The sequence below is a fragment of the Ornithinimicrobium avium genome (assembly GCF_003351765.1).
GTDB lineage: Bacteria > Actinomycetota > Actinomycetes > Actinomycetales > Dermatophilaceae > Ornithinicoccus > Ornithinicoccus avius.
In genome coordinates, this window is the sequence record NZ_CP031229.1 from 2,235,552 (window position 1) to 2,248,374 (window position 12,823).

Here is a 12,823-nt window from a genome sequence, read left to right on the forward strand (position 1 = left end):
AGGCGGGCCTCACCGACCCTCGCGCAGCTCGAACTTCAGGATCTTGCCGGTCGAGGTCTTCGGCAGCTCCTCGAGGACGACGAACTCCCGCGGCACCTTGTAGCCGGCCAGCAGGGTCCGGGTGTGCGCGATCAGCTCCTCGCCGGTGACCGACGCGCCGTCGCGCAGGGTGACGTAGGCGACGGGCCGCTCGCCCCACTTCTCGTCGGGGACGCCGACGACCGCCGCCTCGAGCACCTGCGGGTGCGCGACGACGGCCTGCTCGACCTCTACCGAGGAGATGTTCTCCCCGCCGGAGATGATGACGTCCTTCGCCCGGTCGAGCAGCTGCACGTAGCCGTCCGGGTGCATGACGCCGAGGTCGCCGGTGTGGAACCAGCCGCCGGCGAAGGCCTTCTCGGTCGCCTCCGGATCCTCGTAGTAGCCGGCCATGACGTTGTTGCCGCGCAGCACGATCTCGCCCATCGTCACCGCGTCGGCCGGGACGTCCCGCATCTCGAGGTCGACCACGCGCGCGGCCTCCGCCTGGACCATGCCCACGCCCTGGCGGGACAGCAGGCGGGCGCGCTCGGCGGCGGGCAGGTCCGCCCATGACTCCTGGGGCTCGCAGATCGTGTAGGGACCGTAGGACTCGGTGAGCCCGTAGACGTGGAGGACCGTGATCCCCAGCTCGGAGAGCTGGGCGATGATCGTCGGCGAGGGCGGGGCACCCGCGGTGGTGATCCGCAGCGGCCGGTCCAGCGCGTGCGCCTGCGGGGCGTTGACGATCGTGGTGCAGACGGTCGGGGCGCCGCACATGTGGGTCACGCCCAGGTCGTCGATGGCCGACCAGACGGCGTCCGCGCGCACGGCGCGCAGCGCCACGTGCGTGCCGCCGGCCGCGGTCACCGCCCACGGCGTGCACCACCCGTTGCAGTGGAACATCGGCAGGGTCCACAGGTAGGTCGTCCCCCCGTCGAACCCGTTGTGCACCACCATCCCCAGGGCCGCGAGGTAGGCGCCGCGGTGCGTGTACATGACGCCCTTCGGCTTGCCGGTGGTCCCGGAGGTGTAGTTGAGCGAGATCACCGTGCGCTCGTCCTCGACCGCCCACGGCAGCGGGGCCGGGTCCAGGTCGTCCGCGCGGGCGAGGAGCTCGGGGTATGTCGTGGTGGCCACGCCCGCGGGCACCTCCACCGCGGCGACGGTCGGGTCCGGGACCTCCACGATCTCGGTCACGCTGGGGAGCGACCCGGCGATCGGGGCGACCGTCGTCATCAGCTCGGAGTCGACGAACAGGATCGAGGCCTGGCAGTGGTTGAGGATGTACTCGATCTCCGGGGGCGCCAGCCGTGAGTTGAGCGCGACCAGCACCCCGCCGGCGAGCGGCACCGCGAAGTGGGCGATCAGCAGCTCGGGGACGTTGGGCGCCAGGAAGGCGACCCGGTCCCCGGGCCGGATCCGGCTGCGCAGCACGCGCGCCAGCCGCTGCGTCTGCTCACCGAGGTCGGCGTAGGTGTAGCGGCGGTCGCCGTGGACGACGGCGGTCCGGTCGGGGAAGACGCTGCTGGAGCGCTCGAGGAAGCGCAGAGGGCTGAGCTGGCTGTGGCTGGCGGGAGAGATCACAGGCAGGCCTTCCGGTGGCGGACGGGCCGACCGCGGCCGGCCCGACAGGTGAGCGAAGCCTACCGGTCGCGGGCCGGCCGACGGGTGCCTAGGCGGCCGCCAGTCCCTGCGCGGGGCTGACGCGGGCCGCCCTGCGGGCCGGCAGCACGCTGGCCGCGGCGCCGGCGACCAGCGCGACGCCCACGATGAGACCGACCGTCGTCCACGGCACCGCCAGCTGCACGGCGGTGTCCGGCGGCAGCAGCGTCTGGATGCCGAGCACCGCGTAGCCCACCCCCAGCAGCAGCCCGAGCCCGGCGCTGACCACCGCGAGCAGGACGCCCTCGGTGAGCAGCATCCGGCGCATCTGGCCGCGGGTCAGGCCCAGCCCGCGCAGCAGCGCGTGCTCACGGTGCCGCTCGACGACGGACAGCGAGAGCGTGTTGGCGATGCCGACCACGGCGATGACGACCGCGACCCCGAGCAGGGCCGTCGTGACCAGCACGAGCACGTCGAGCACCCGGGTGACCATCGCACGCTCCGCGGCGGCGCCGGAGACCGAGAGCCCGTCGGCGTCGGCCACCTCCGAGATCGCCGCCATCGCCTCGCCCACGTCCGCGTCGTCGGCGAGCCGGACCAGGACGGCGCCGGGGGCGAGCGTGTCGCCGCCCAGCCGGGCCAGGTCGGCCGCGTTGACCGCGAGGTCGTAGCCGACCGCCAGCTCCACCACCCGCAGGTCCGCCGTCCCGCCCGGGCCGTGCACGGGCACCACGTCACCCGCCTCGACCCCGGTGATCGACTGCATCGCGTTGCCCATCCCGACGGTCCCGGGCACGAGGTCGGCCAGCACCGGGCTGCGCACCACGTCGCCGTCCCGAGCGGGGTCCAGCCCCAGCGTCGCGGTCGCGCCCAGCGACTCGTCCACCGAGAGGTATGCGGTGTCGACCGCACGGGCGGTCTGCACGCCGTCCGCGGCGGCCAGCCCGGGCTCCACGCCCGGCCCCAGCGGGTCGGTCACCACGTCGGTCACCGGCCCCTCCTGGGAGGAGCTGTCGTCGGAGCTGCCGTCGACGGCGCCGTCGGAGGTGTCCGGCTCGAGGTACTGGCCGTTCGACTGCACCATGAAGTCCACGGCGTAGGCGCTGTCGATCTCGCCGAGCGCGGTGCGCTCGGCCGAGGCCGCGCCGATCGAGGTCATCGTGATGAGCGTGACGCCGACCAGCAGCGCGGCGCTGGTGGAGGCGGCCCGCCCGGGGTTGCGCACGGCGTTGTCCACCGCGAGCCTTCCCGGGGCGCCGGCCAGCCGGGCGGCAAGGCCGAGCGCGCGCACCGCGGCGGGGACGACGACGACCGCGGCGACGAGCACGCCGACGAACGACACGAGGCCACCGACGACGCCGGCGAGGATGTCGCGCTGCGTCGCGGCATACGCCATGAGCGCGGTGCCCAGGCCGACGAGCGCGACCGCCGTCCCCAGTCGGACCCAGCCGACGCGGCGGCCCTCCCCGACCGGCCCGACCGGCCGCAGCGCGGCGAGCGGGGAGACGCGGGTGGCACGGACGGCCGGCCACAGGCTGGCCAGGACGGTGACGACGATGCCGACGAGGAGGGGGACGGCCACGACGAGCGGGGTGACCGCGATGCCGGACGCCATCGGGATCCCGAGGTCGAGACGTCCGGCGAGCGCCAGCAGCCCCCAGGAGCCGAGCAGTCCCAGCCCGACCCCGGCCGCGGAGGCGACGACGCCGAGCAGCACCGCCTCGAGGATGACCTGGCGCCGCACCTGGCCCACGGTCGCCCCGACCGCCCGCAGCAGGGCGAGCTCGCCGGTGCGCTGGGCGAGGGTGATCGTGAAGGTGTTGGCGATGACGATCGCGGCGGTCGCCAGTGCGACGGCGCCGAAGCCGAGGAGGATCGCGGCGAGCACGTTGGTCTGGCCGGTGAGGCCGGCGACGCGCTCGGCCGCGGCCTCCGGCCCGGTCTGCACCACGGCGTCGGGCCAGAGCCCCGCGACCTGCTCGCCCACCGAGGACGCGTCGGCGCCGTCGGCCAGGTCGAGCATGACCGCGTCGTAGCCGAGCTGCGGGTCGAGGCTGCGCAGGGTCGCGTCGCCGGCCGCGAAGCCGGGCCCGTAGGAGAGCACGTTCATCTCGCCGAAGTCGGCCAAGCCCGCGACGGTGAAGGTCACCGGGTCGGGCTGCGCGTCCGGGTCGTCGGTGCTCGGCACGAGGGTCAGGTCGTCACCGACGGCCAGTCCCTCGGCCAGGTCGGGGTTGACCAGCACCTGGCCCGTGGCGTCCGGCATCGTCCCCTCGAGCAGGGTCACGCCCGAGGCGGGAACGGTCGTCCCGTAGACCCACTCGCGCGAGGTGGTCTCGGCGCTGACGCCGGCCTCCCCGCTCACGCCGGTCACGCCGGGCAGGTCGGCGATCTCGTCGTAGGTCGACGCCTCGACGGGGTAGCCGTCCTGGCCGGTCACCACGAGGTCGGCGTCCCGCAGGCCCGCCCCGACGGCGTCCTCCATCCCGCGCTGGGCGGTGGTGATCGTCGCCAGGCTGAGCGCCAGGAAGGCCACCCCGATGACGATCGCCACGGCGGCGGAGAGCAGGCGGGAGCCGCGCGACGCCATACCCGCGGTCATCCAGCCCGACGAGGTGCGCCGCGCCATCAGAGCCTCCCCAGCGCGCGGACGGCCTCGAGCACGGCGTCGGCGTCGGGCTCGACAAGGTCGCCGGCGACCTGGCCGTCGGCGAGCAGCAGGACGCGGTCGGCCACCGCCGCGGCGCCGGCGTCGTGGGTGACCATGACGACGGTCTGCCCCCACTCGTCCACCGAGCGGCGCAGCAGCGCCAGCACCTCGGCGCCGGTGGTGGAGTCCAGGGCCCCGGTGGGCTCGTCGGCGAAGATCACCTCGGGCCGCGTCACCAGCGCCCGGGCCAGCGCGACCCGCTGCTGCTGCCCGCCGGACAGCTCGCCGGGACGGTGCCCGAGCCGGTCGCCCAGCCCGAGCTCGTCGACGATGCGGCGCTCCCACCCGGGGTCGACGCCACGGCCGGCGAGGTCGAGGGGCAGGCGGATGTTCTGCCGCGCGGTGAGCGTCGGCAGCAGGTTGAACGCCTGGAAGACGAACCCGACCGAGCGCCGCCGCAGGGTGGTCAGCTGCTTGTCCGACAGCGAGGTCAGCTCGGTGTCGCCGAGGAAGACCCTGCCGGACGTCGGGGTGTCCAGCCCGGCGAGCAGGTGCATCAGCGTCGACTTGCCGGACCCGCTCGGCCCCATGATCGCGGTGAACCGTCCTGCCTCGACGCCCACCGACACCCCGTCCAGGGCGTGCACGGCGGTCTCGCCGCTGCCGTAGGTCTTGGTCAGGTCGGTGGCACTGGCCGCCAGGGCCGCCCGGGAGGCGGTGGCGGTCTGGTGCGTCTGCACGTGTGTCGTCATGGTGAAGACGGTAGGCGCACCGCCCCGCCCTTCTCGTCCCCGACGGTCCCGTCCCGGGGCGGGCTCCTCATACCCGGGTATGACGCGGCCGTCCCCGTGGCGGTGGCTCCAGGACCGCTCGAGGCCGGCTCGGTCCATGATCGCCCGCGTGCGGGTGGGTGGTCGCCAGGTGACGTCGTGACACGGCGGTCGCCCTGACGACCGGCGTGACACGACAACCCATCGAGCCTGGTGACCCGGCCCCGCTGCTACGGCGCGGACGCCTCCGCCTGCTCCGGGTCGGCCGGCTCGGGGGTGTGGCCAGCTTGAGCCCGACCACGCAGCCGATGATGCCAGCGAGCAGCAGGCCCTTGACGAGCGTGAGCGGCTCGGCGCCGGTGAGCGCCGCCCAGGCGACGGTGAGCACGGCGCCGGTGCCGGTCCACACGGCGTACGCGGTGCCGGTGGGGATCGTGCGCATGACCCGGCCCAGGCCGACGAGGCTGACCACGGAGAAGACGACGAAGACCACGGTCGGGACCGGGCGGCTCAGGCCGTCCGAGGCACCCAGCGCCGTCGCCCAGACCGCCTCGAACACCGCGCTGACCAGCAGGACCGCCCACGCCATCGTCAGGACACCACCCTGAGGCCGACGACGCAGGAGATGATCCCCAGCAGGAGCAGGATCCGCACGAGCGTGGCCGGCTCGGTGCCGCGGGCCATGGCCCAGACGACGGTGAGGCTGGCGCCGGTCGCGGTCCAGACGGCGTAGGCGGTGCCGGTGGGGATGGTCTGCATCGCCACCGCCAGACCCCACACGGACAGCACCGTGGTGAGCAGGAAGAGGAGGGTGGGGCGCAGCCGGCGCAGCCCGTGGGAGGCGCCGAGCGCGGTGGCCCAGACGGCCTCCAGGACGCCGGAACCGATGAGCAGGGCCCAGTCCATGGGTGTCTCCTGAGCGGGTCGAGATGGTCAACGAGAGCTGGCCAGTCGTGTCCTCACCGGGTACTGATCCGTCGTCCGGGGCGGGTCCTCAGGCGGAGGGCGCCGCCTCCAGGGTAGCAACGCGCGCACCCTCGTCCGCCCCGCGGAGGAGGGACACGGCCGCGAGCGCGAAGGGCGCCAGCAGGACCAGGTTGCCCAGCCCCAGGAGCGGGCCGGCACCGTCGGACATCGCGGTGACGACCACCCAGGCGGGGAGGCACGCGAAGGCCCACCAGGGGATCACCCGGGCGCGCGCCAGGCCGACGCCGAGCAGGAGCACGCCGAGCAGCATGCCGCCGATCATCAGGACGAGGGCCGCGTCCTCCATCCGGGTCCCCCCGCTCCCCGAGAGCACCTGCTGCGCCGCCGCCGGGTCGCCGAGCCCCGACGCGATCGCGCCGTCCTCGACGTAGATCGCGTGGTGCATCGCCAGACCGACGCCGCCGAGGACGGCGACGGTCCCGGCGCCGAGCGCCCAGCGCGGCGCGGCCGGGCGGAGCGCGGACGCGAGTCCGACCATGGCCGCGACCCACACCGGCGCGGTGAGCAGCACCAGCCAGCCGAACACCTCCCACGTCCCGCGGTGGTCGGCGATCGAGGCCAGCATCGAGGCGTCGGTGGCGTGGCCGTGCTCGACGGTCAGCCGGGTCACCTCCTGGGCGGTGAAGAGGACGGGTGCGGCGATCATCGTCGCCGCCAGCAGCCTGCTGCTCATGATGTTTCTCCTCCGTGCTGGTGGTGGTGCCGGGCGCCGGTCGTGGTGCCGACATCTCAGGCTGGCGCGCCCGGGCCTCGTCCCGCGTCCACCCGGCGGACCCGGGACGTCCGTCCACGGATGGACCCGCGCGACCGTCGGCGGCGGTAGCGTTCCGGGTGTGCGGGCGAGCCTGCTCCGCCCGGCGCCGCTGGGCACGGACATCGCGCTGGCTGCCGCGATCGCGGCAGGGTCGGTCCTCTCGCTGCGGTCGCAGGGGCAGGGCTGGGGGGTCGTCGCCCTCCAGGTGAGCGCCGCCCTCTCGCTGGGCGCCCGCCGCCTCAACCCGCTCGTGCCTGCCGTCGTCGTCCTGGCCTGCACCGCCGTGCAGACGCTCGTGCTGGGCAGCAGCCCGGACGACGTGTTCTACCTGGCGATCTGGCTGGTCGGCGTCTTCGCCTGCGGGGCCTACCTGCCGCTCGGCCAGGCCCTCCTCGGCCTCGCCCTGTGGGGCGTCACCCTGCTGGCCGGCGTGCAGGGCGGGGTGCACGCGGGCGACGCCTTCTTCATGGGCATCCTCACCGTCGGGGGCTTCGTCCCCGGCGTGCTGAGCCGGCGGGCCGAGACCTCGCGGGAGGAGGCGGTCCTGCTGGCGCGGCGCCGCGAGCTCGACACCGCCGGGGCGGTCGCCGCCGAGCGCGCCGGGCTGGCCCGCGAGCTGCACGACGTCGTCGCCCACGCGATCGGCGTCATGGTGGTCCACGCGGGCGTCGCCGAGGCCAACCTCGGGCGCGACACCGACCGCGCCCGGCAGGCGCTGGTCACCGTGCAGACTTCCGGCGACGAGGCGGTGCAGCAGCTGCGCCGGCTGCTCCACCTGCTGCGCGACGGCGACGAGGCGGCGGGCGGCGGTGACGCGGCGGTCGCCCCGCTCCCCTCGCTCGAGCAGCTCGACGTGCTCGTCGACCGCGTCCGCCGGGCCGGCCACGAGGTGCGCGTCGAGCGCACCGGCGGCGCGGCGGTGCCGCCCGCGGTGAGCCTGACCGCATACCGGATCGTCCAGGAGTCGCTGACCAACGTGATGAAGCACGCTCCCGGCGCGGCGGTCGACCTGGCCGTGCGCCGCACCCGGCCGGCGCTGGAGATCTCGGTCGTCAACGACCTCCCGGCCGGCGCGGTGCGCGGCGACGGCGGGTTCGGGCAGCTGGGGCTGGCCGAGCGGGTCGCGGTCTTCGACGGCACCTTCTCCGCAGGAGAGCAGGACGGCAGGTATGTCGTGCACGCCCGCCTCCCCCTCGGGGGCCCGGCATGATCCGGGTGCTCCTCGCCGACGACGAGGCGCTCTTCCGCGGCGGGCTGCGGATGCTGCTCGAGGCGCAGGACGACCTCGAGGTCGTGGCCGAGGTGACCGACGGCGCGCAGGCGGTGGCCCGCACCCTGGAGCTGGTGCCCGACGTGGTGCTCATGGACCTGCAGATGCCGGTGCTGGACGGCCTGTCGGCGCTGGCCGAGCTGGCCCGCCGCGGCAGCCCGGCCAAGGTGCTGGTGCTGACGACCTTCGACCTGGACCGCAACCTCTACGAGGCGCTGCGGGCGGGGGCGGCCGGCTTCTTCCTCAAGAGCGCCCGGCCGGCGCGGCTGGTGGAGGCGGTGCGGGCGGTCGCCGACGGCGACGAGCTGCTCGACCCGGCCCTGACGCACCGGCTGCTGGCCAGGTGGATGGAGCAGGCGCCGGCGGCCGACCAGGCCCGCCTGGCGCACGTCACCGAGCGGGAGCGGGAGGTCCTGGCCCTCGTCGGCCGGGGGCTGACCAACAAGGAGATCGCGGGGCAGCTGTTCGTCGCGGAGTCCACCGTCAAGACGCACGTGGTGCGGCTGCTCACCAAGACGCGCAGCCGGGACCGCGTCCAGCTGGTCATCCTGGCCCACGACCTGGGGCTGCGGACCTGACGGGGACCTCCCTACTCCGGCCGCCCCGCCAGCCCCGTCTCGTAGGCGGTGATCACCATCTGCACCCGGTCGCGCAGCCCGAGCTTGTGCAGCACCCGGCCGATGTGGGTCTTGACCGTGGCCTCGGCGAGGAAGAGCTCGGCGGCGATCTCGGTGTTGCTCAGGCCGCGGCCGACCGCCTCGAGGACCTCGCGCTCACGGTCGGTGAGCGGGTCGAGCCGGGCGGCGGCGGCGCGGCGCTCGGCGGCCCGCTCCCGCTCGCGCTCGGCGTCGGGCAGCTGCGGCACGAAGCGCTCCAGCATGCGCCGGGTCGTCGAGGGCGCCATCGCCGCGTCGCCGGCGTGCACCGCGCGGATCGCCGAGAGCAGCTCCGCGGGACCGGCGTCCTTGAGCAGGAAGCCGGAGGCGCCGGCGCGCAGCGCGGCGAAGACGTACTCGTCCAGGTCGAAGGTGGTCAGCACCAGCACCCTGGCACCGCCGTCCCGCTCCCCCTCGGCCTGCACCAGCCGGCGGGTCGCCTCGACCCCGTCCATGCGCGGCATCCGGATGTCCATCAGCACCACGTCGGGCCGGGTGGCCGCGACCGCGTCGAGGGCGGCCAGGCCGTCGCCGGCCTCGCCGACCACGGTCATGTCCTCCTGGGCGTCCAGGACCATCCGGAAGCCGGCGCGCACCAGCTCCTGGTCGTCCACGAGGAACAGCCGGATGGGCGCCTCGCCCGGCAGACCTGCGCTCATCGCTCTCCTCCCGCGGCCGGCCTCGCGCCCGCCCCGCTCGCGTCGTCGTCCACCGGGATCGTCGCCACGACCTCCCAGCCGCCCCGGGCCCGGGGTCCGGCGTGCACGCTGCCGCCGAGCACCTCGGCCCGCTCGGCCATCCCGAGCACGCCGTTCCCCTCGCCGTCGGCGTCGGGCGGCGCGCCCGTCCCGTCGTCGGTGACCCGCACGAGCAGCACCGCGGGGGTGCGCATCACGTCGACGTCGACGTGCGCCTGCGGGCCGGCGTGCTTGAGCACGTTGGTCAGCGACTCCTGCACCACCCGGTAGGCGGCCAGGTCGACCTCGCGCGGCAGGTCCTCGGTGCGGCCCCGCACGACGACGTCGACCGCCACCCCGGAGTCGCGCACCCGCTGGACCAGGTCGTCGAGGTAGGCCAGTCCCTGCAGCGGCGAGAACTCGGCCCCCGCGTCCTCGTCGCGCAGCACCCCGACCAGCCGCCGGGTGTCGGCCAGCGAGTCGCGCGCGGTCTGCGCCAGGGTGTCCAGGGTCTGCGCCGCACGCTCCAGCGCCGCCCGGTCCGGCCCGATGGCGGGCGGTGCGTCGAGCGCCTGACGGGCTGCATACAGGGCCCCGTCGGCCTGGACCACGACGACCGCGAGGCTGTGCGCGACGACGTCGTGCATCTCGCGGGCGATCGAGGCGCGCTCGCCCTGGGCCACGAGCCGGGTGCGCTGCGCGGTGTCGCGGGCCAGCGCCCGGTGCTGCGCCTGGAGGCGGGAGAGGACCTCCTTGCGCCGCCGGACGACGTCGCCGAGCACCCACGCCGCGCCGACGAAGGTCGCCATGAAGAACATCTGGACGCTCGCGGCGGCCAGCTGCTGCGCGAGCTCCGGGCCGCCGAACGACCAGGCGAGCCCGGCGAGCACGGCACCGACGAGCCCCAGCGCGAGCCCCAGCCTGGAGGTGCGGCGGTCGCCGAAGGCCGCCGCGCTGTAGACCGCGACCGGCACGGCGACGTTGGCGGGGATCGGCTCGTCGAGAAGGGCCAGCTGGACCAGGCAGCCGAGGGCCACCAGCAGCGCGGCGGTCAGGGGGCGGCGGCGCCGCACGAACAGCGGCAGGACCTGGACCAGCCCAAGGAGGGTCGCCCCGCCGCCGAGGACCACGCCGGTGAGCAGCACCCACGCCGCCAGGGCACCGACGAGCGCCACGTCGGGCGCCCAGGGGTGGCGCCGGAGTTCACCGATCGTCTCGCGCAGCTCGTCCATCACCGGCGAGCCTACGGTCGGGTCGGTCGGGCGGCGTCGGACCGTGGTCTGGTCCGGGGTGCGACCGGGGTATGACGTGAGGACCGGGGGCAGGACGCGTCGGGCCCGCGGAATGCGCGCGCTCCCGGGCGCGCTTGCACGGGGTATGAAGCGCATCGGCTTTCTCTCCTTCGGCCACTGGACGCCGCACCCGCAGTCCGCGACGCGGTCGGCCTCCGACACGCTGCTCCAGTCGATCGACCTGGCGGTCGCCGCGGAGGAGGTCGGTGCGGACGGGGCGTACTTCCGCGTCCACCACTTCGCCCAGCAGCTGGCCTCGCCCTTCCCGCTGCTGGCGGCCGTCGGCGCGCGGACCAGCCGGATCGAGATCGGCACGGGCGTGATCGACATGCGCTACGAGAACCCGCTCTACATGGCCGAGGACGCCGGCGCCGCCGACCTCATCTCCGGCGGCCGCCTGCAGCTGGGGATCAGCCGCGGCAGCCCCGAGCAGGTCGTCGAGGGCTACCGGTACTTCGACCACCACCCCCGCGAGGGCGAGAGCGACGCGGACATGGCGCGGCGGCATACCGCCCGGTTCCTGGAGGTGCTCTCCGGCGAGGGGTTCGCCCGCCCCAGCCCGCGGCCGATGTTCCCCAACCCGCCCGGGCTGCTGCGGGTGGAGCCGCACTCCGAGGGGCTGCGCGAGCGGATCTGGTGGGGCGCCGGCTCGCGCGCGACCGCCGAGTGGGCGGCCGGGCAGGGGATGAACCTGATGAGCTCGACGCTGCTCACCGAGGACGCGGGCGTGCCCTTCCACGTGCTGCAGGCCGAGCAGATCCGCCGCTTCCGCGCGGCGTGGCAGGAGGCCGGGCACGGCTTCGAGCCGCGCACGTCGGTGAGCCGCAGCATCTTCCCGCTGGTCTCGGCGCAGGACCACCGCTACTTCGGGCTCGAGCAGCGCAGCAGCGACCAGGTCGGGATGCTGGAGGGGGGCCGGGCGATCTTCGGCAAGACCTACGCCGCCGAGCCCGACGAGCTGGTCCGCCAGCTCCAGCAGGACGAGGCGGTCGCGGAGGCGGACACGCTGCTGCTGACCGTGCCGAACCAGCTCGGCGTCGACTACAACGCGCACGTGCTCCGCTCGGTGGTGCAGGACGTGGCGCCGGCGCTCGGCTGGCGCTGAGCGCGCCCGGCGTCTGGGCCGGCGACCGGCTCGACCGGGGCGAGTGCCCCGGTTCGGTCGGCCCTGGGCGACCGGCACCGACCGGACCGGGGCGAGTGCACGGGTTCGGTCGGGGCGCCGGACACCTTCAGGTGAACTGCGCCTCGATCCGCCCGACCTCCTCGTCGGTGAGGCGCAGGTCGGCCGCCAGGGCGGAGTCGCTGATCGACTCCGGCCGCGTGGAGCCGGGGATCGGGACGACGTGCTCCCCGAGCGCCAGCTCCCAGGCCAGCACCACCTGCTGCGGGCTCACGTCCCGCTCGGCGCCGATCTGGGCGAAGACGGGGAAGCTGCTGGCCACCAGCCCGACCCGGCCCTCCCCGCCGAGCGGGCTGTAGGGCAGGAAGGCCACGCCCAGCCGCCCGCACAGCTCCAGCTCGTCCCGGCTGCTGCGGAAGCGGGGCGAGAACTGGTTCTGCACGCTGGCCAGGCCGCCGGGGCCGAGGATGTCCGTCGCCAGCGCGATCTGCTCGGTGTTGACGTTGGACAGCCCGACCGCACGCACCAGCCCCTCGTCCCGGAAGCGCCCCAGGTCCTCCACGACGTCGGCGAACGCGCGCCTCAGGTCCGGCCGGTGCCACTGGTAGAGGTCGAGCACGTCGCGGTCCAGCGCGCGCAGCGAGGCCTCGACCCGGCTGCGCAGGTAGTCCGCCGACCCGTCCCGGTCCCACGTCTCTCCCGGCCCGCGGGTGATGCCGCCCTTGGTGGCGACCACGACCCGGTCGGTGCTGCCGTGGTAGGTCCGCAGCGCCTCGGCCACCAGCTCCTCGTTGTGCCCCATCGAGTCCCACGTCGGCGCATAGACGTCGGCGGTGTCGATCAGCGTGATCCCCGCCTCCAGCGCGGCGTGCACCGTCGACAGCGACCGGTCGCGGTCTGGGACCGAGCCGTAGGCGAGGGAGAGCGGCATACCCCCGAGCCCGATCGCGGAGACGGAGAACGGCCCGAGGGTGCGCGTCTGCATAGCACTCAGGGTATGCCGCGCGCCCGCGCCCCGGGC

12 protein-coding genes and 1 riboswitch are annotated in these 12,823 nt (G+C 75.0%); of the genes, 3 read left to right on the forward strand and 9 right to left on the reverse strand.

Annotation, left to right across the window (positions count from 1 at the left end; all coding sequences use genetic code 11):
- Nucleotides 1–9: 9 nt before the first annotated feature.
- From DV701_RS10230 to DV701_RS10255, 6 genes are all read right to left on the reverse strand, one after another.
- Nucleotides 10–1,605, reverse strand: coding sequence for an acyl--CoA ligase family protein (locus DV701_RS10230; RefSeq protein WP_324616584.1), 1,596 nt, complete (start codon nt 1,603–1,605; stop codon nt 10–12).
- Between the two features lie 88 nt (nt 1,606–1,693).
- Nucleotides 1,694–4,252, reverse strand: a complete 2,559-nt coding sequence (locus DV701_RS10235) for an FtsX-like permease family protein (RefSeq protein ID WP_114928213.1) — start codon at nt 4,250–4,252, stop codon at nt 1,694–1,696.
- Entirely contained in the window at nt 4,252–5,025 is a 774-nt protein-coding gene (locus DV701_RS10240; protein ID WP_114928214.1) for an ABC transporter ATP-binding protein, read from the reverse strand. The genes DV701_RS10235 and DV701_RS10240 overlap by 1 nt, the downstream gene beginning before the upstream one ends.
- 67 nt (nt 5,026–5,092) lie before the next feature.
- Nucleotides 5,093–5,632, reverse strand: a complete 540-nt coding sequence (locus DV701_RS19245; protein ID WP_114928215.1) for a DMT family transporter — start codon at nt 5,630–5,632, stop codon at nt 5,093–5,095.
- 2 nt (nt 5,633–5,634) lie between these two features.
- On the reverse strand, nt 5,635–5,949 hold the full coding sequence (locus DV701_RS10250) for a DMT family transporter (protein ID WP_114928216.1): 315 nt from the start codon (nt 5,947–5,949) through the stop codon (nt 5,635–5,637).
- A gap of 36 nt (nt 5,950–5,985) precedes the next feature.
- A riboswitch (guanidine-III (ykkC-III) riboswitch) is annotated at nt 5,986–6,055 on the reverse strand.
- Nucleotides 6,038–6,703 carry a hypothetical protein gene (locus DV701_RS10255; protein ID WP_162802956.1) on the reverse strand — a complete coding sequence of 222 codons (666 nt, stop codon included), beginning with the start codon at nt 6,701–6,703 and terminating at the stop codon, nt 6,038–6,040. It overlaps the preceding riboswitch by 18 nt.
- Before the next feature lie 160 nt (nt 6,704–6,863).
- On the opposite strand from DV701_RS10255, the gene DV701_RS10260 reads away from it, so the two are divergent.
- Nucleotides 6,864–7,994 (forward strand): sensor histidine kinase, encoded by a 1,131-nt coding sequence (locus tag DV701_RS10260; RefSeq protein ID WP_162802957.1) that lies wholly within the window; start codon nt 6,864–6,866, stop codon nt 7,992–7,994.
- Complete coding sequence (locus tag DV701_RS10265; RefSeq protein WP_114928219.1) at nt 7,991–8,632, forward strand: response regulator; 642 nt, start codon at nt 7,991–7,993, stop codon at nt 8,630–8,632. Before DV701_RS10260 ends, DV701_RS10265 begins: the two co-directional genes overlap by 4 nt.
- 11 nt (nt 8,633–8,643) lie before the next feature.
- On the opposite strand, the gene DV701_RS10270 is transcribed toward DV701_RS10265, so the two are convergent.
- Both DV701_RS10270 and DV701_RS10275 read right to left on the reverse strand, forming a co-directional pair.
- Nucleotides 8,644–9,369 (reverse strand): response regulator transcription factor, encoded by a 726-nt coding sequence (locus tag DV701_RS10270; RefSeq protein WP_114928220.1) that lies wholly within the window; start codon nt 9,367–9,369, stop codon nt 8,644–8,646.
- A complete protein-coding gene (locus DV701_RS10275; protein WP_162802958.1) occupies nt 9,366–10,619 on the reverse strand; it encodes a sensor histidine kinase in 1,254 nt (417 codons plus the stop codon). The genes DV701_RS10270 and DV701_RS10275 overlap by 4 nt, the downstream gene beginning before the upstream one ends.
- 145 nt (nt 10,620–10,764) lie before the next feature.
- Between DV701_RS10275 and DV701_RS10280 the strand changes: the two genes are divergently transcribed.
- On the forward strand, nt 10,765–11,784 hold the full coding sequence (locus tag DV701_RS10280; protein WP_114928222.1) for an LLM class flavin-dependent oxidoreductase: 1,020 nt from the start codon (nt 10,765–10,767) through the stop codon (nt 11,782–11,784).
- A gap of 127 nt (nt 11,785–11,911) precedes the next feature.
- Here the strand turns inward: DV701_RS10280 and DV701_RS10285 are convergent, their stop codons facing one another.
- Complete coding sequence (locus tag DV701_RS10285) at nt 11,912–12,787, reverse strand: aldo/keto reductase (RefSeq protein ID WP_114928223.1); 876 nt, start codon at nt 12,785–12,787, stop codon at nt 11,912–11,914.
- Nucleotides 12,788–12,823: the final 36 nt, after the last annotated feature.

Excerpts from the sequence above, each read along its gene's own strand:
- DV701_RS10285 (WP_114928223.1), bottom strand. The coding sequence starts at position 12,787 with ATGCAGACGCGCACCCTCGGGCCGTTCTCCGTCTCCGCGATCGGGCTC.
- DV701_RS10250 (WP_114928216.1), bottom strand. The coding sequence starts at position 5,949 with ATGGACTGGGCCCTGCTCATCGGTTCCGGCGTCCTGGAGGCCGTCTGG.
- DV701_RS10235 (WP_114928213.1), bottom strand. The coding sequence starts at position 4,252 with ATGGCGCGGCGCACCTCGTCGGGCTGGATGACCGCGGGTATGGCGTCG.
- DV701_RS10265 (WP_114928219.1), top strand. The coding sequence starts at position 7,991 with ATGATCCGGGTGCTCCTCGCCGACGACGAGGCGCTCTTCCGCGGCGGG.
- DV701_RS10240 (WP_114928214.1), bottom strand. The coding sequence starts at position 5,025 with ATGACGACACACGTGCAGACGCACCAGACCGCCACCGCCTCCCGGGCG.
- DV701_RS10280 (WP_114928222.1), top strand. The coding sequence starts at position 10,765 with ATGAAGCGCATCGGCTTTCTCTCCTTCGGCCACTGGACGCCGCACCCG.
- DV701_RS19245 (WP_114928215.1), bottom strand. The coding sequence starts at position 5,632 with ATGGCGTGGGCGGTCCTGCTGGTCAGCGCGGTGTTCGAGGCGGTCTGG.
- DV701_RS10275 (WP_162802958.1), bottom strand. The coding sequence starts at position 10,619 with ATGGACGAGCTGCGCGAGACGATCGGTGAACTCCGGCGCCACCCCTGG.
- DV701_RS10270 (WP_114928220.1), bottom strand. The coding sequence starts at position 9,369 with ATGAGCGCAGGTCTGCCGGGCGAGGCGCCCATCCGGCTGTTCCTCGTG.
- DV701_RS10255 (WP_162802956.1), bottom strand. The coding sequence starts at position 6,703 with ATGAGCAGCAGGCTGCTGGCGGCGACGATGATCGCCGCACCCGTCCTC.